The following is an 18020-nucleotide window of genomic DNA, read 5'->3' on the forward strand; positions in this document are numbered from 1 at the left end:
AACTTTCCCGTCAATTGTTTGGCACCTCCAGCTGGAAATGTTCATACACAAGATGAGTGACGATCCTCCCTCTTGGAGTCCGTTGAATAAACCCAATTTGCAAAAGGTACGGCTCGTATACATCTTCAATCGTGTGTGACTCTTCTCCGATACTCGCTGCGATTGTATCAAGTCCTACCGGCCCACCTCTAAAGCGCTCAATTATGCCCTTAAGAAGCTTATGGTCGATATGATCAAGGCCCAGTTTGTCAACTTGAAGAAGCTCAAGGGCTTCCTTTGAAAGATTGGTCGTAATATCCCCATTGCCCTTCACCTGAGCAAAATCCCTCACCCTACGGAGTAACCGATTGGCGATACGTGGGGTCCCCCTCGACCTCTTGGCCAATTCTTCAGATGCAGTCGCTTCGATCTTTGTATTTAAAATCGCCGCTGTCCGCTGAACAATTTCATTCAACTGTTCCTCATTATAATATTCCAAACGGCATAAAACTCCAAATCGGTCACGAAGAGGGGCTGATAATGCACCGGCTCGGGTCGTCGCTCCCACGAGTGTGAAAGGCGGAAGGTCTAAACGAACAGACCGGGCACTCGGACCATTTCCTATGACAATATCTAAACAAAAATCTTCCATTGCCGGATAAAGAACCTCTTCGATCGCCCGTGGCAAACGATGGATTTCATCGATGAACAACACATCACCGGGCTCCAGTGCCGTCAGGACGGCAGCTAAATCTCCCGGTCTCTCAATGGCAGGGCCGGATGTGGTGCGCAGGTTTACGCCCATTTCATTTGCGATGACAGCAGCGAGGGTTGTTTTCCCCAATCCTGGTGGCCCATAAAGTAGAACATGATCCAGGGTTTCCTGACGCATCTTTGCCGCTTCAATGAAAACCTCCAAGTTATGCTTTACTTTATCTTGACCAATATATTGTTTTATTGTCTGAGGACGCAAGGAATATTCAAAGGAATCTTCATTTAACTCTGATTCGCCTGATACGATTCTTTCTTCCATCCAGACTTCCTCCCTTCATGGAATCCACTTATTTCAATAGGAGCTGAAGAGCTTTCCTGATGATTTCGTCTGATGTATGCCCTTCTCCTTTTAACTTTGGAGTGATTTTCTTGATTTCACGTTCTGAATAGCCCAGGGCTTTAAGGGCAAGAATCGCTTCATCAAATGCTTCATCCTTCCCTGAGGACATTTCAGATCCCTCTGGATTTGAGAATAAACTTGGAAAATAATCAGGCACAACATCCTGAAGCTTCCCTTTTAAGTCCAGGATCATCTGACGTGCTGTCTTCTTACCTACACCAGGAAACTTCGTCAAGAAACTCTCATTTTCTTCTTCAATAGCGGTGATTACCTGCTGGGGCGCACCCGAAGCCAGAATCGCTAAAGCTCCTTTTGGACCAATTCCCGAAACATTTAATAGTTTCATAAATAGCAATTTTTCTTCCATTGCCAGAAAGCCATAAAGGGCAATAAGATCTTCACGCACATGCTGATATGTAAAAATCTGAATCTCTTGATTTTGATATTTAGAATAAACAAACGGATTCGCCGTATACAACTGATACCCGATCCCATTATTCTCCACCACTACGTACTCGGGACCAACTTGAGTCACTGTCCCTTTTATATATTCATACATATCATTCTCTCCTTGTTCCCACTATCACTATTTATCTAAAGTCTTTCATACCATGTTAAAAAGTCATATAAAATCTATTGTATCATATCACTATTTGAAGTGATGGGAAAGAGAGACTAAAAAGAAACACTTGTTCTAATTTTATCAGATTGCGAAAAGCTTGGGCAGGGAAAAATTCAACGATAAAAAAACCAGTGGCATGTGCACTGGTTTTACACTCTTATTTAGGGACGGAGTACGCTTTGAATTGTTCGAGTACCTCTTCATATTCCTGCTTCGACTTAATGGGGATGCCCTTGACTAAATCATCATGCCGCTTACTTTCAAGCTTCTCTACATCAATCCGGAAGAAAGATTGAATAATCTCTGCCTGTCCCGGTTTTCCATTAAAAATGGATAGAACACCATTATCGGATATACCGAAGTATCCATTTGTCTTTAGAAGAGGGGATATATCATCCATCTGTTTTTGAAACACGACCTGATCTTCCGTCATATCCATTAGCTGCCAATCCTCGTATGCAGCCCAGAAGTCTTCCATGCTCCAAATCGTTTCCTGCACGATTTCCTCACTGACCTCACCATCCAGATATACTCTTTCCAGTAGCACCGTGATTGTGTGAGCGGACGCTACCTCTGCCGGTGTTTCATTCAGCTCGCCTCCATCAGCAGCCTGCTTCTCTTCTGAATAAAAGAATGTGAAGTAAAAAGCACCTATTAACAACATCACCATAAACACGATTCGAACCTTAATCGTCATCGTGATCACCTCGAACTTAAATTATGTAACGCTCTATCCACTAGTCTTGCCAAACCATGTTAAGAATATCCAGTCTAAGTAAATTTTTTCGAGGGACGGACCTCAGGGAGTGATGTATCATCATTCCCTACTCAAGAAGGTGAACTTTGAAAGAACAAAAAAAAGACTACCAAAGAGATTGAACTCTTTAAGTAGTCTCAACTTGCTTACTCATTGTTGCGGTGCTTTACTGACTTAAACATATCGTGCATATCAAAGTTAATACCTTCTCTTGGGCCGCCGTCACGTAAATCATTGTCAATGTTTCTGACTCGACTGAATGTACCTTCATCGGTCACAACCGAAACCGTTCTTCCATGAAGATATGGCTGTACGGCTTTTTTCACTCTGGTTTTCGTTTCTTCTATTTTGCTATGGTCATCAAGCTCTACAGCAATCAGGACATCAGAACCATAAGCTACCGCACGAACGTCACTGACATTTTCAACTTTTCCTGTGACATCGCCAATTTTCTCTGCCAAGTCACCTTCATAAGCTGTGTAGTAAGATCTCTTCGCATTTCGCGTATTATCATCAAGATGACCGTGGTAATTCGCATCACCATGGCTCGCGCGGCCGTCTTGAGCCATGAAATTCTCGTCATAGTCAGCAAGGGGTCTTGAAGGGTTTTGAGGATTTCCATTTTCATCCTTCACTTGTAGGAAATCACGTTTCTTTTGACGGATATCCTGCCCTTCTCTCCCAACAGAATGATCATACATTTCAGTTAGAGGTCCGTCCCTCTCATCTTCCTTTTCTCCCCCGTGGCCTTCGTTTGAATAGAAGCCGAGGGGCTCATAGGAGTCTGTATAGCGATCTTGGGCTTCTTCTTCTCCACTATTACATGCAGCAAGGCCCAATGTCATGACGGCTGTTAATGGTACCATGAATAATCGTTTATTCAATGGTGATTCCTCCTTCAACCCAATACTTGAGCATATTTTGTGCTCACCATTAGGTTGTGAAAGGATCTCACCTTTCATTCGGGTCAAAGTTTGGAGACATCCCCTACAATTGGGTATTGATCCTTTTCACTTCTCCATGCAGCTCTTGATTGAATTGCATTCGCTGTGAAAATTGATGAAGGGTTAAATTGATTAAGTAACCCCACACCCGCTGCTTATAGGATTGATCTTCACGGATAAATCGATTCCACTCTCGAAACACATCTGATGGATACATTAAACCAAGATAAAAGATGAGCTCATCCTCATATGATTTGAATGGTGTCAGGCGTTTGACGTCACTTAGAGACCAATTTAAATAAGGTAAAATCCGGTTACAAAACTGCAGGTCATCTGTTAACTCTGTAGAAAGTGACATTAAATCAAAGTCAATCATATACACCATCCCGTTCTTTCCTCTTAAAAAATTATGATGGGCTACATCTCCATGGGTAATACATTTTCCATACTCATCGATGTCGATTGATTTTAACTCTTTCAGTGCCCACTTCCCCCATTCTAAATACGTATACAAATAATAAGGTTGAATGAAGGCTTGCAAATAGGGAAGATTAAATTGAAACTGCATCATTCTTTTTTTCCATTTTTTCAGCCATTTGTACCGTGGAATTTCAGTTGTCCATAAATTGTTGAACTTTTTCGATACTGAATGAAATTTTTTCAGTACCTTTAATGCATCTTCCCGATCTTCAGGTTGATCATAACGGATGGACCGGGACGTTTCTAACCATGTGGTAATACCGATCGGAGATCCTTCAAATATTAATATCTCCCGCTCGTGAATAGGATGAAACGGTAGAACGTGATAAAACTTTTCCCTTAACAGCGTTGAAATCAGCCGTTCCTGATGTAAGAATCTCAGTTGATTTGGAAATCGTTTCACAAACCACTTTCTTCCATTGCTTTTGAGCTTCCATTTTCCTTCTTTTAACCTTTTAAGGGATGCTGCGGGATCATTTAACTTTGATTGTAAAAAAGAAAGGAGACGATGTGAATAATCGTCCCCTCGTACATGCATGTTAGCCCTCAAAGTCATCGTCATTGAAGTTCGGCATGGAAAATGCTCTTGGACCAAACATTCCTTGCGGTCCCATTGGCATGCCCATTCCCTGACCTTGGGGTCCCATCGGCATTCCTTGGCCGGGCATTCCTTGGCCAGGCATTCCCTGTCCGAAGCCGTATGGTTGTTGCTGCATTCCATGAGGCATTTGTTGTTGCATATGCGGTTGCATCATTGGATGATGCATCATCGGCCCATATCCTTGAGGTGCACCGCATCCGCAATCACCTTGGTCGCTTGCTCCCATTACTCCGGACGGCTGACCCATTGGCATTTGACCACCCATTTGGGCTCCCATTACTCCTGATGGCTGACCCATCGGCATCTGGCCACCCGTTTGGGCTCCCATTACTCCTGATGGCTGACCCATCGGCATTTGATGTCCATACATCGAAGAAGGAGACTCTTCTGACATTGCTCCCTGAACTTGACCTCCTGGCCCCATTGGATATCCGCCTGGCATCCCACCATGGAATCCTGGTCCCGGCATGACAGGAGAGACTGGATAGCAATTCTGAGGATACATCATGGCCGGTGATACCTGTTGCGGCATATGAACGGATGGATAGTCATTTTCATCTGACACACCCATTACTCCGGACGGCTGACCCATTGGTTGTTGCATTGGCATTTGCATCGGCTGTTGCATATGCATTGGCTGTTGCATCGGCTGTTGCATCGGTTGTTGCATATGCATTGGCTGTTGCATCGGTTGTTGCATCGGCATTTGACCATGCGGCATGTATGGCATGACAGATGAAGACTCTTCTTCATGCCCCATTTGAGGCATCATTGGCATCTGCTGCATTCCAGGCATCATGGAAGCACCCTGAACCCCGCTTCCGGGTCCCATTGGCATTCCTTGACCCATCGGCATTCCATATCCTCCTGGCTGCATTCCCCATCCATGTGGTGGACAGAAACCTGATCCTGGCATTACCGGTGATACGGGTACGCAATTATTTGGGTTAAACATAGGCTGGGTGTTCCCTCCTTGTGGTTGAGATGGCATTTGTAAGCTTTCTTCTTCTTGAATACCTTGAACGGCTTCTTGCTTCGGTTTTGGCTTTGGCTGTTCTTTTGCTTTTGGAAGTACATTAGTAGGTTTAGGCGGCGTTTGAGGTTTTGGTTTTGGCTTTGCTTGCTGCTTTGGTTGTTGCATTGGCTGTTGCATTGGCTGTTGCATTTGCATATTCGCCATATTCATCATGTAGTAGTTGTTAATATCAATTTCCGGCACTACTGGTTGAGGCATTTTAGGTGCAAATGGCTTTTGTACTTCTTTCGGCTTTTCTTTCTTTGGCTCTTCTACTGGCATGGCCATAGGCTTCTGCTCTTTGAACGGATGCTCTGCTTTAGGCATCTCCTTCTTTGGCATTTCCTTGGAACCGTACTTAATCTGTGTCTCTTTCTTTACGGATCCGCCTGTAGTCGGCACTTTAATTTTCATGCCAGGCATGATCATGTCTGGGTTTGATAGCTGGGCATTCATCTGTTTTAACTCTTCGAAATTCACGCCATACTTCTTGGCGATCTTCCATAGAGTATCCCCTTTTTGAACAATATGGATTTTCACTCTTTTTCCCTCCTCAGGCATAAGTCTATATATCCTATGACAAGATAGGCAAATTGCTAATCATCTACATAAAAACTTATGAGTGATTCAAAAAAAATATACCGTCCCAGGTGATGGGAAGGTATATTTCAGCTTGGTCGTATGTTTATTTAACTTCCTTAAGCACGGGCTAACATGCGTTCTAAAGCGAAAATCGCATTTCTTGCAGTATCTTCATCCACTTTAATGATATTTTTGGGTTTTCTCTCCATAATCTTTTCCAAGGACCATACTAAATGAGGCAAATCGATGCGATTCATCGTTAAACAAGGACACATATATGGATTTAAGGAAACGATCGTCTTATCGGGATGTTGATTGATCAGTCTTTTCACAAGATTCATTTCTGTTCCAATCGCCCAGGAAGATCCCGGAGCCGACTGGTCAATCGTTTCTATAATATATTTCGTGCTTCCATTAAAATCGGATTTCTCCACTACTTCACGGCGACATTCAGGATGAACGATGATCTTCATGTCAGGATGATTTTTCCGGATTTCGTCTATATTCTTTTCTGTAAAGTTTTCATGTACGGAACAGTGGCCCTTCCATAGGATCACTTTCACACTATCAAGGTCTCCATCATGGATCAGCTCGTTTCTAATCGGATCCCAGACAGCCATTTCACTTAAGGAAACACCAAGATCAGCCGCTGTGTTACGTCCTAAGTGTTGATCAGGCAAGAAGAGAATCCGTTCCTTCTGCCCTAAAGCCCATTCCACCATTTTGTGTGCATTTGATGACGTAACCGTAGCTCCTCCGTTCTTTCCAACAAAGCTTTTGATTGCTGCGGTGGAATTGACATACGTGAGGGGAATGATTGTATCACCGAATTGCTCCATCAGTTTGATCCATGCCTTTTCCGTTTGAAAAATATCTGCCATATCTGCCATGGAACACCCCGCCCTCATATCGGGTAAGATGACAACTTGATTTTCATCCGTTAATATATCTGCCGTTTCGGCCATAAAATGTACCCCGCAAAACACAATGAATTCCGCTTCTTTATTTTGAGCGGATATTTGGGCAAGTTGAAGAGAATCCCCGACGGCATCAGCAAATTGGATCACTTCATCTTTTTGATAATGATGACCGGGAATAAAAAGCTTCTTTCCTAATTCGAACTTAATTTCCCTCACTCTGTTTTCCATTTCTTCCGTTGTGAGGCTTGTAATCGATTCAGGCAATACACCCGTTTCTTTTGTTAATTCATCCAGTAACCCCATGTTCATACCCCTTTCGCTATTCTTACTCTTGCGCTGATATCAAGTGATTTCACCGAATGTGTCAAGTGTCCGAGGGAGATATAATGAATACCTGTCTCTGCATAAGTACTGAGACTTTCCCTCGTGATCCCACCCGATGCTTCCGTCACGATATGAGAGGGAACAAGGGGGAGCCACTCCCGGATCGTCTCTGGGCTACAGTTATCGAACATAATGACATCTGCTCCGCTTTCGATCGCTTCCACCAACTGCTCCCTTGTTTCAATTTCCACTTCCACTTTCACCATATGACCGATTTGACTCTTCACCTTTTTAACAGCATTTGTAATCGAACCGGCAAATGAAATGTGATTGTCCTTTAACATGACGGCATCATAAAGGCCATTTCTGTGGTTGAATCCTCCACCGGTCCTTACAGCATACTTCTCAAGCATCCGTAATCCGGGGGTTGTTTTCCGTGTGTCACATAATCGAACTCCACTCCCTTTCACCTGTTGTACGGCTCGATGGGTTTCTGTGGCAATACCGCTCATGCGCTGAATCAAATTGAGGACAACTCGTTCAGCCTGGAGAAGTTCCCTCATAGGACCTTTGATTTCAGCAATCAATTGTCCCGTCTCGACCATTTCTCCATCTTCAATGAACACACTTGCTTGGATTGATGGATTGAAGATCTGGAACCCAAGCTCGATCACATCTTTCCCACAAAATATACCGCTCTCTTTCATTAGGAATGAAAAAGATCCTTCATTGTCTTTAGAAAACAGAATTTCCGAAGAGTGATCTCCATCACCCAGATCTTCACGGTAAAACTCTTCAAGCATAGATTTTAGTTTCATTTTGTTCATGATATTCCACCCTCAATCTACCATTATTGTTTTGTAAAACCATTTTTCGTTTTAACCATTGATCATTATCTTCACCAGGGAAATCTGATCGAATATGACCTCCCCTGCTTTCCTTCCGTAATAAAGCGGACTCGGTCACGAGCAAGCTTACGACCCACATGAAATATATGTGAATCTCTTCACGTGAATTAAAATCGAGAAGCTCATGGAATGTCAAGGGCTGTGCTTTTAACCACTTCAGATGATCGAGCAGCCCATCTTCATCCCGAATGATCCCGACACGATTCATCATACCTTCTTTTATATCTGCCGATTGAAAGGGGATATTCAGGGACTCTCCCTCTTTAATCTGATCGGATGTGGAGTGGAAATGAGATGAGGGGCTGACTCCCTTTTGAATAAGAAATTTACCCAGGCGTTCCCCGTACACCAATCCTTCTAATAATGAATTGCTTGCCAGTCGATTAGCCCCGTGAATACCGGTGCATGCAACTTCCCCGATGGCATATAACCCTGGGATATTCGTTCTCCCGGCATGATCTGTTACGACCCCACCCATCATAAAGTGACATCCAGGGGAAACAGGGATCATCCCGTCTTTGATGGAAATGTTATGATTCAAACAAAGAGTGGAGATGGAAGGGAATTTTCCCTGGAAATCTTCTATTCTACTAATATCCAGATACACTTCCCTTCCCCTTTGCCTTTCCTTATAAATACGTTCAGCGACAATATGCCGGGGTGCAAGTTCCAGCTGGGGATCGACTCCCTCCATGATTCTTTCTCCCTTATCATTTAACAGAAGTGCACCTTCCCCTCTGACGGCCTCTGAAATAAGACCGCATGTTTTCCCGTCCAGCCAAAGGAGGGTCGGATGAAACTGAATGAATTCCATATCTGATAGCTTTGCCCCTGCAAGAAAGGCAAGCGCCATCCCATCTCCCGTCACAGCTGGATGATTGGATGTAGAGGAATATATACCACCGATTCCTCCAGTGGCGAGAACGACATGGGGGGCATAGTAATAGCGTATTAAATCATTCTTATCCTTCGTTTTCACCCCACAGCAATGGCCATTGTCATCTTTTACAAGCTCGTAAACCATTGCCCCTTCAATGAATTCTACCTTTTCCATTGAAAGGGATTTCAACAAATACTTCACTAAATATTTCCCCGTTTGATCTCCGCCACTATGCAGGATCCGATGTGCACTATGTGCCCCCTCCATGCCAAGAGAAAGACTTCCATCCTCTCTTCGATCAAAGGGTGCTCCTTCATCCACCAGGGATTGTACGACTCTTTTTCCATCTGCTATGAGTTGATTCACCCCATCTTCATCCTGGTGATAGCGTCCTGCTTCCAATGTATCTTTAAAATGAGCATTTACAGAATCCTTCAGTCCTAAAGGTGCCGCAATCCCGCCTTGAGCGAGGTAAGAGTTACCACTATTGATTTTATCCTTTGTGATAATCATCACATAAAAATGATTTTGAAGTTGACGTGCCAATTGCAAGGCGGCAATGCCACTTCCTACGATAATAATATTGGTTTTTTTCATCAAAAACCCTCCTGATTATTTACAGGTGTCTTGACACATATAGTTACACATATTTAAACTAATGACAAGAGTTTTTTACAAGACTCATATATTCAGACTATTTCAATAAAAGGCAGGTTACATGATGAACTATTTCGATTACGCCGCTACAACTCCTATAGATCCTGAAAGTTTACATGTGGTTCAAACCGTCAGTAATGAGTTCTGGGGCAATCCGAGCAGTCTTCACGACATTGGCGGAAAAGCACAGCATTTACTGACTAAATGCAGAGAAAAATTGGCTGGAATGCTTGGGGTCCCCTCTAAAGGAATATACTTTACCTCAGGAGGGACAGAGGGTAACCATTTGGCCCTTGTCACATTGGCACTTAGCAGACAAGAGAATGGAAAACACATCATCCTGGGTGGCGCTGAACATTCATCCCTGCATTCCTCAGCTGCTTTTCTTGAGCAATTTGGCTTTACGGTTACAAAAATCCCATTCACATCTCAAGGACTGATTGACCTTCAAATTTTAGAAGAATCGATTTCAGAAGAAACGACCATTGTCAGCATCGGACACGTCAACGGAGAAATCGGCACGATCCAGCCATTGCATGAAATTAAGAATCTATTGAAAAACCGAGATATTTTACTGCACTGCGATATGGTTCAATCATTCGGTAAATTGGACATCACGGAATACACTTCCATCGTCGACAGCTTTACACTCTCATCTCATAAAATATATGGACCAAAAGGAGTCGGCGCTCTTTATATCAATCCTTCTCTGGACGTATCTCCCATGATTCCCGGGCAGACTCATGAAGATGGGTTCAGGGGAGGAACGGTGAATCTACCGGGGATAGCGGGATTCGTGACAGCCGCATCTTTGTGCCATGACTCCTTTTCAACACCGCACTTTATTCGGTTGAGAGCACGTTTCTTATCACAATTAGAAGAACAACTGTCGGATACTTACACCCTCTATGAAGGGCCTGCCCCCGCACAGCTTCCACATGTGGTCGGACTTGGCATCCACGGCCTCGAGGGTCAATGGCTCATGCTCGAATGCAACAGGCGTGGATTTAGTATTTCCACAGGCAGTGCGTGCGGTGCGGGATCACAGGATATGTCTAAGACATTGACAAGTATGGGAGTCGGGCAAAGAGCAGGAAAAGAATTCATCCGGATTTCATTTGGCAGAGATACGAAGGAAGAACACGTAGAAGCATTGGTACAAACTTTATTTGAAATCCGTGCGGCTCACGTATCTTCCTTAACTTGAAGAACGAGTTGTGGTATGATTTCCTATATAAAATTGGGGACGGAGGAGATATTTTTGGCAGGAAAAAAGATCCTTGGGGATGAGAGAAGACAATGGATCCTCGATAGACTAATCACAAAACAGGCCCCTGTTACAGGTGGAGATCTCGCTAAACAGACCAATGTCAGTCGACAAGTCATAGTAAGTGACATCACACTGCTGAAAGCAAAAGGAGAACCCATCATTGCGACCAGTCAAGGCTATCTGTACATGCCAACTTCCAATCAGGAAACGCTGATTGAACGCACTGTTGCCTGTCAGCACACTCCTGAACGATCGGAAGAAGAACTATTCTTACTTGTCGATCACGGCGTAACGGTGAAAGATGTAAAGATCGAGCACGGCGTTTACGGAGATCTAACCGCATCCATCATGGTCTCAAATCGCAAAGAGGTAGAACAGTTCATGAAGAAGATAGAAGACACTGGCGCTTCCTTTTTATCTGAACTGACAGATGGTGTCCATTTACATACGTTAATGGCATCAACGGAAGAATCCCTGGAAAGTGCAGAAAATGCCCTACAAGAAGCAGGATTCCTTATTCAATCTTAATAAAAAGGCAGATTTCAAATTGGAAATCTGCCTTTTCACTGTTCAATTATCCAATAAATAAGAAGAATACGTTCCGATCATTTTTACTTTGCATCCGAGGGCTTCCATTTCACTGATCGCTCCCGGCAGTAGCACATCATCCATTTCATGGGCCACATCAATCAAGAAGAAATAATCCCCTAACCCTGTTTTCAACGGCCTGGATTCAATTTTACTTAAATTCAATTGTCTCCAGGCAAAGGTTGATAATACCTGATGGAGCGCCCCTGATCGATCTTTCGGGAGAGTCACCATCAAGGTCGTCTTCTCCATACTTTTTTCTTGAGAAAGTGACAAGGGATCGGCCGTCTTATGTAATACGATGAACCTTGTATGATTATAGGCAAAGTCATGAATATTTTCATGGAGGATCGTTAACCCGTATTTTTCAGCCGCCAACTCGTTGCCGATCGCACCGAGAAACGTGTCAGGGTTCTCACTCACAAATTTGGCTGCGGCTGCCGTACTGGTCGTTTGTTCTAAAGAGACGCCCCGATACTGCTTATGTAAAAACTTATGGCACTGTGCCAATGCGTGGGAATGGGAAAGAATTTTCCGAATCGATTCTTCGCTATCGGTCCATTCCGGGTGTATCATTAAGTGCTGTTGAATCGCGGAAGTCAATTCTGCTGTAATCGCTAAATTCGCTTCATGAAACAAATAATCGACTGTAATATGCACCGAGCCTTCCAAGGCATTTTCTAATGGAACAACGGCATAATCTACCTCATTTTCTATCACCGCTTCAATGCAATCGGGAATCGTTACATACGGTACCGTATCTTCTTCCGGAAACGCCTTCTTGACAGCTAAATCTGTAAAGGAAGCCTGGGGTCCTAAATATGCTATTTTCACTCTGATCTTCCTCTCACTCTCACCAAATTTATTGAACATTCTAACACGTATAGCATCAAAGAGGAAGAGCTTTTAAGCAAAAAAAAAGAAGCATCAGGCTCCGGAACCTAACACTTCTACTTTTTCTACAAATTCTAATCGCCTCAACTTTGAAAGTAAGTCTTCCAATCCTATTGTAAGGTCTGTCACATTTAGTGATAGCGTGACATTCGCTCTTCCTTGCAATGGGATTGTCTGATGTATCGTTAAAATATTGCAACCATGCTTGGCTGTTTCACTGAGTAAATGAGACAGCGTTCCTGAACGATCTTCCAGATGGAAGAATAGCGTGATGATTCTCTCCTTCACCACGGTGTGAAATGGAAACACAGTATCACGATATTTATAAAAGGCACTCCGGCTTAAATCAACCCGATGGACCGCTTCCCATACTGAATCGGCTTTTCCTCTTTCAATCAATTCTTTCGCATCCAGGGTTTTCTTCATCGCTTCGGGCAGCACATCTTCACGTACTAAATAAAACTTGCCCTCTTGAAATTTTTTCCCCAATGACTATTCCTCCAATTGTCTGGCTTGAGAGGACAGGGGCAAAGATCAAACCCCTAAGAAAACCTCTCAGCTTACTATTGTAGAGCATCGTCCGCTTACAAAAGCCGACAATGCTCTTCTGTCTGAAATAGATGAAGGATGAAACTTAATCGACAAATTCGAATTCATATTTTAACAAGCGAATCGTGTCGCCGTTCTCGGCACCACGCTCACGAAGGGCTTCATCCACTCCATACGAACGAAGCTGTCTCGCGAATCGTCTTGTAGAATCTTCCCGGGAGAAGTCCGTCATCTTGAACAATCTCTCAATTTTCGCACCGCTGACAACGAATGTTCCATCAGGGTCACGAGTGATTTCGAATTCTCTCTCTTCTTCCTCATGCTTATAAAGGACACGGTGAATGCCCGTTTCTTCTTCTTCATGAATTGGAAATTCAGAAGTCGTTTCCACTTTATCAGCTACCGCATATAGAAGCTCACTTAGCCCTTGACGCGTAACAGCTGAGATTGGGAAGACAGGGAAATCTTCCTGCAGTTTCTCTTTGAAAATCTTCAGGTTTTCTTCCGAATCAGGCATGTCCATCTTATTGGCAACGATGATTTGAGGTCTCTCCGTTAAACGAAGATTGTATTGCTTAAGCTCTTCATTGATTGTCAGATAATCCTCGTATGGATCTCTTCCTTCCATTCCACTCATATCGATCACATGAACAATAACACGTGTACGTTCAATATGGCGCAGGAATTGATGACCGAGTCCGACACCTTCATGGGCTCCTTCAATTAATCCAGGCAAATCAGCCATAACAAAGCTTCTTCCATCTCCTGTTTCAACCATTCCAAGGTTCGGTACGATGGTTGTGAAATGGTACGAAGCAATCTTTGGTTTGGCAGCTGAAACAACTGAAAGCAATGTGGATTTCCCGACGCTCGGGAATCCGACCAGTCCAACATCTGCAAGTAGCTTCAATTCCATCACGATATAACGCTCTTGTCCCGGCTCCCCTTTTTCAGATAGCTCAGGAGCAGGGTTGGCAGGTGTAGCGAAACGGGAATTCCCTCTTCCTCCGCGGCCACCTTTCGTGATAACGGCACGTTGACCATGCTGCACCAGGTCGGCAATCGTTTCACCTGTATCATCGTCCTTCACAACTGTTCCAGGTGGAACCTTTACAACCATATCTTCGGCATTGCGCCCATGTTGATTCTTACTCATCCCGTGCTCTCCACGAGTTGCTTTGAAATGACGCTGATAACGGAAATCCATCAACGTTCTTAAGCCTTCATCCACTTCAAAAATGACGTCTGCACCGTGACCGCCATCTCCTCCGGCAGGACCACCTTTAGGTACATATTTCTCACGACGGAAGGCAACCATACCGTTTCCGCCGTCACCGCCCTTTGTATAAACCTTGACCTGATCTATAAACATACTTTCACTCCTAACTTATCCGTGAAATCGCCTCATCGGGCGACTACATGAATGACAAGAACCTCTTCTTGAAGTTGTTCTATTTCTATATTTTCTCCGTTTAATTGCTGATTCTTTATCCAGTCTTCCACCAAGCTTCTACTCTTTAGTATACCTGTGAAATCAAATATAAAACGGGATTGTTCTTTTGTAATGTCCAGTAAGATGGATAATTGGTTTTCTACATTGTTCATTACATTTGATTCAAGGAATTCAAGTAACTCCTTGCACCAGTTGTAAAGCCTTCGATCTTCAAGCCCGTGTGATGACTCCGATTGAATGACTTCAAAATCCAGCTTAATCAAATGTCTTGACCAATTATATGTTAATATCCATTCTGCCAATAATGGAAGCTTTAAATTCGATAGCTTCGACTCATTTTGTGCAACGAGAACCATTTCCTCGATCACTTGTTTCGCCCGCTCCACGCGATCAAGATCCAAGTTGCCTTTAATTAATTGCAAATCATTCATCCAGTCGTGGCGAGCATGCCTTAACGCCTCGACTACGCCAAAATTTTCGCTCATAATCTAACTCCTATACTTTAAGTGCTACCTGTAAGTATATCAAAGATGGGACTCTCGCGTATATTGTTTCTGTAAAATTGGTGGGGGTGAATGAAGAATAGGGTCTGCTGATCGAATTTGGAAATTTAAAAATCGAAAGTCGATAATAAACCTGAAAAGTCGATAATATCCTCAACACACCCGTTCATACTCGTTAAATCTTACTTATGACTCACTCAAATTCAACCTTACTCTAGCCTGAATTCAAAATAACAGCCCATTATCACAATACAATTTCGTTCCCAACCTCAGGAAGTTAATGATAAAAATAAAACTCTAACCGAAAGTCGGTTAGAGTTTTCGTTAAAGATATGCGATTAAGCTTCATTCGCAACTGGGTATACGCTCACTTTTTTCTTGTCACGACCCATGCGTTCGAAACGAACAACACCGTCGGTTTTAGCGAAAAGTGTATCGTCGCCACCACGGCCGACGTTTAGGCCTGGATAAATTTTCGTACCGCGTTGACGGTAAAGAATTGATCCACCAGTAACCATTTGACCGTCTGCACGCTTAGCACCAAGACGCTTTGAGATAGAGTCACGACCATTTTTAGTCGAACCTACTCCTTTTTTAGACGCAAAAAACTGAAGGTCTAATCTTAACATCTGTTCCACCTCCTACTTTTTGAAGGTTATTTTAATAAAATCACTATAGTCTCTTTCAATCGTTTGGAGGCTGATAAGCATGCTATTAAGTAGCAGCTGAATCTTGCTCTCCGTTTCTTCCGGAAGATCATCAGGGATGACGCAGCGAAGATATCCACCATCAGAGGATTGCTCGATGGAAGGTTCTACACCGGTTAACGCCATAATCGCATTAATGCTGCCAAATGAAACAGCAGAAGCACCTGCACAAACAATGTCTTGCCCATTTTCGGCAAAATCAGCATGTCCATCCATAGAGAAAGAACGGATTCTTTTCTTGGAGGAACGCTCTACGTAAACGTTAATCATGTCATCACGCCTTACGCGTTGATTTCGTCAATGACAACTTTAGTGTAAGGTTGACGGTGACCTTGCTTACGACGGTAGTTCTTTTTCGCTTTGTATTTGAATACTACAAGCTTTTTTGCGCGGCCTTGCTTTTCAACTTTCGCTGTTACAGTAGCTCCATCCACTAACGGACTTCCTACTTTCACATCGTCGCCACCAACGAATAGAACTTTGTCAAATGTTACCGTATCGCCTTGTTCTGCGTTTAGCTTTTCGATGTAGATAGCTTGACCAGCTTCTACACGGATTTGCTTACCACCTGTTTCGATAATTGCGTACATAATCGCACCTCCTTATAAACTCAGACTCGCCAATGACAGGTGTCGGATTGCTCCAAGCTTTTCTACCTGTAATGAGCGGTTGTAGCACGGGTGCTACAATCAATAACATTAGAATCCTATCATAAAAATCGATGTACTGTCAATAACATTCAAGAAATTCATATTAACTTTGTTACATGATAATAAGGATGTTCATGAGTGATTTCTTTTATTTTGATCTCTTTACCCAGCGCTTTTTCCAATCTCTGAAGGTGGACGTTCTGTTTTCCGGAAAAAACGGTTGCGACTTCCCCAGTCGCTTCTACTTCAATGAGGGATCCATCCATCGCCTGCATTTCCCACAGCTCCCTTTCAAGCTGGAATGCAAGCGTCTGAGGCGTTAATACTCTCCCTGTACCTTGACATACCGAGCAAGGGCGAGTCAAGTAGGCAGACAGGGGCTGACGGGTTCTTTTTCGTGTCAATTCAAGAATGCCAAGGGGTGTAAAGCCTACGATCGTCGTGCGCTGTTTATCCGATAATAACGCATCTGAAAGTGCATCCACCACTTCCTGTTTGTGGCTTTCCTTTTTCATATCGATAAAATCTATGAGAATCATCCCGCTCAAATTCCGAAGGGTGAGTTGCTTCGCCATTTCTTTCGATGCCAATTTATTGGTATATAAAATGGTCTGTTCCAAATCGTCTTTACCTGTAAATTTTCCTGAATTCACATCTACAACGGTCATGGCTTCTGTTGACTCAATGACAATAAATGCTCCATTATCCAGCCAAACTACTTTTTTCAGTACGTTTTCCCACACAGAGGCAACGTGGTAATGACGAAGAATATTTTCATGGCCTTGATAGAGGTCGAAGGTCCATTTATCTTTTATCCCGGCTCCGCTCATTTCTTCTAAATGAAGAAGACTATCATAGTCATCGACTACAATTCTCCCTCCACTCCCCTTTTTCAGTTGTTCATGAAGATCCTCATAGAAAGTATCCTGCCGGGATAAAAGTGAAGGGCATTTTGCTCTCAGAGATACCCTTTCCAGGCTTTCATATCTTGAACGTAATGAGTGCAGCTCCTCTTGTAACACTCCTTCATTCACCTCAACAGCATTGGTGCGCATCACAATGCCCTCTTGCGGATTTTTCCACTCATTCCCTAAGCGTCTTAAGACCTTCCTGTTTTCATCGTCCACTTTTTTAGAAACCGCCACATAGAACCCTTGTGGCATGTACACAAGATGTTCTCCTTTGAGCTCGATAACGGCCGTCAATCTTGCACCCTTCGTTCCCATCTCATCCTTCATGACCTGCACGATGATTTTTTGCCCTTCATGTACGCACTTTCCAATCGGATGAGGATCGTTTCCAGCATGGTATGCCTCTACGTTTTGAGGAAAATCTTTTTCGTGAAGGTAGCCATTTTTACCCCCGTCAAAATCTACAAATGCCGCACCAAGACCTTTTTGAACCTTGACGACTCTTCCCAGATAAATATTGCCTGTTAAACTTTCCTCTCCAGGCTGATATGTATATAATCCAATGATTTCATTATCTGATCGGTATACCCACCGTTTTTCCCTGCTCTTACTATGTATAATGATTTCTTCCACACCGAAAACCCCTTTTCCACGAAAAAAGTCATAAGAAAAAAGGGTTGATTCCAACCCTTTTACCAGTATGCCCTTACTT

19 protein-coding genes and 1 other annotated feature are annotated in these 18020 nt (G+C 43.4%); of the genes, 2 read left to right on the top strand and 17 right to left on the bottom strand.

Going from position 1 to position 18020, the window contains the following annotated elements; translation table 11 throughout:
• Positions 1-10 precede the first annotated feature (10 nt).
• The 9 genes from ruvB to nadB form a co-directional block, all read right to left on the bottom strand.
• Complete coding sequence (gene ruvB / locus ACYH0O_RS17660) at positions 11-1012, bottom strand: Holliday junction branch migration DNA helicase RuvB (RefSeq protein ID WP_482629716.1); 1002 nt, start codon at positions 1010-1012, stop codon at positions 11-13.
• Between the two features lie 28 nt (positions 1013-1040).
• Complete coding sequence (gene ruvA / locus ACYH0O_RS17665) at positions 1041-1652, bottom strand: Holliday junction branch migration protein RuvA (protein ID WP_482629717.1); 612 nt, start codon at positions 1650-1652, stop codon at positions 1041-1043.
• Between the two features lie 220 nt (positions 1653-1872).
• Positions 1873-2412: an intercompartmental signaling factor BofC gene (locus ACYH0O_RS17670; protein WP_149156349.1), complete on the bottom strand. Its 540-nt coding sequence runs from the start codon at positions 2410-2412 to the stop codon at positions 1873-1875.
• Positions 2413-2618: 206 nt separating this feature from the next.
• Positions 2619-3356, bottom strand: a complete 738-nt coding sequence (locus ACYH0O_RS17675; RefSeq protein ID WP_149156348.1) for a YhcN/YlaJ family sporulation lipoprotein — start codon at positions 3354-3356, stop codon at positions 2619-2621.
• A 103-nt stretch (positions 3357-3459) separates the two neighbouring features.
• Entirely contained in the window at positions 3460-4434 is a 975-nt protein-coding gene (locus ACYH0O_RS17680; RefSeq protein WP_482629718.1) for a phosphotransferase, read from the bottom strand.
• Between the two features lies 1 nt (position 4435).
• The gene (safA, locus tag ACYH0O_RS17685; RefSeq protein WP_482629719.1) at positions 4436-6052 is read right to left on the bottom strand and encodes a SafA/ExsA family spore coat assembly protein; all 1617 of its coding nucleotides are present in this window, start codon (positions 6050-6052) and stop codon (positions 4436-4438) included.
• A gap of 158 nt (positions 6053-6210) precedes the next feature.
• Entirely contained in the window at positions 6211-7317 is a 1107-nt protein-coding gene (nadA, locus tag ACYH0O_RS17690; protein WP_482629720.1) for a quinolinate synthase NadA, read from the bottom strand.
• A 2-nt stretch (positions 7318-7319) separates the two neighbouring features.
• Entirely contained in the window at positions 7320-8165 is an 846-nt protein-coding gene (nadC, locus tag ACYH0O_RS17695) for a carboxylating nicotinate-nucleotide diphosphorylase (RefSeq protein WP_482629721.1), read from the bottom strand.
• The gene (nadB, locus tag ACYH0O_RS17700) at positions 8134-9723 is read right to left on the bottom strand and encodes an L-aspartate oxidase (RefSeq protein WP_482629722.1); all 1590 of its coding nucleotides are present in this window, start codon (positions 9721-9723) and stop codon (positions 8134-8136) included. The genes nadC and nadB overlap by 32 nt, the downstream gene beginning before the upstream one ends.
• Positions 9724-9844: 121 nt before the next feature.
• Between nadB and ACYH0O_RS17705 the strand changes: the two genes are divergently transcribed.
• Complete coding sequence (locus ACYH0O_RS17705; protein ID WP_482629723.1) at positions 9845-10990, top strand: IscS subfamily cysteine desulfurase; 1146 nt, start codon at positions 9845-9847, stop codon at positions 10988-10990.
• A gap of 15 nt (positions 10991-11005) precedes the next feature.
• A complete protein-coding gene (locus ACYH0O_RS17710) occupies positions 11006-11581 on the top strand; it encodes a 3H domain-containing protein (RefSeq protein ID WP_482629724.1) in 576 nt (191 codons plus the stop codon).
• A 42-nt stretch (positions 11582-11623) separates the two neighbouring features.
• Here the strand turns inward: ACYH0O_RS17710 and pheA are convergent, their stop codons facing one another.
• The 8 genes from pheA to ACYH0O_RS17750 all read right to left on the bottom strand — a co-directional run bounded on the left by pheA (position 11624) and on the right by ACYH0O_RS17750 (position 17941).
• Positions 11624-12475 (bottom strand): prephenate dehydratase, encoded by an 852-nt coding sequence (gene pheA, locus ACYH0O_RS17715; RefSeq protein WP_188048532.1) that lies wholly within the window; start codon positions 12473-12475, stop codon positions 11624-11626.
• A gap of 93 nt (positions 12476-12568) precedes the next feature.
• Complete coding sequence (locus tag ACYH0O_RS17720) at positions 12569-13024, bottom strand: ACT domain-containing protein (RefSeq protein WP_044339521.1); 456 nt, start codon at positions 13022-13024, stop codon at positions 12569-12571.
• Positions 13025-13169: 145 nt separating this feature from the next.
• Positions 13170-14456, bottom strand: a complete 1287-nt coding sequence (gene obgE / locus ACYH0O_RS17725) for a GTPase ObgE (RefSeq protein WP_148969808.1) — start codon at positions 14454-14456, stop codon at positions 13170-13172.
• Positions 14457-14488: 32 nt separating this feature from the next.
• A complete protein-coding gene (locus ACYH0O_RS17730; RefSeq protein ID WP_482629725.1) occupies positions 14489-15022 on the bottom strand; it encodes a Spo0B C-terminal domain-containing protein in 534 nt (177 codons plus the stop codon).
• A 356-nt stretch (positions 15023-15378) separates the two neighbouring features.
• Positions 15379-15669 carry a 50S ribosomal protein L27 gene (rpmA, locus tag ACYH0O_RS17735; protein ID WP_044339518.1) on the bottom strand — a complete coding sequence of 97 codons (291 nt, stop codon included), beginning with the start codon at positions 15667-15669 and terminating at the stop codon, positions 15379-15381.
• A 12-nt stretch (positions 15670-15681) separates the two neighbouring features.
• Positions 15682-16017: a ribosomal-processing cysteine protease Prp gene (locus ACYH0O_RS17740; protein WP_482629726.1), complete on the bottom strand. Its 336-nt coding sequence runs from the start codon at positions 16015-16017 to the stop codon at positions 15682-15684.
• A gap of 11 nt (positions 16018-16028) precedes the next feature.
• A complete protein-coding gene (rplU, locus tag ACYH0O_RS17745; protein WP_034757222.1) occupies positions 16029-16337 on the bottom strand; it encodes a 50S ribosomal protein L21 in 309 nt (102 codons plus the stop codon).
• Between the two features lie 12 nt (positions 16338-16349).
• Positions 16350-16428: a sequence feature (ribosomal protein L21 leader region), on the bottom strand.
• Between the two features lie 67 nt (positions 16429-16495).
• On the bottom strand, positions 16496-17941 hold the full coding sequence (locus tag ACYH0O_RS17750) for an Rne/Rng family ribonuclease (RefSeq protein WP_482629727.1): 1446 nt from the start codon (positions 17939-17941) through the stop codon (positions 16496-16498).
• Between the last annotated feature and the right edge of the window lie 79 nt (positions 17942-18020).

It is taken from the genome of Rossellomorea sp. H136 (assembly GCF_056838065.1).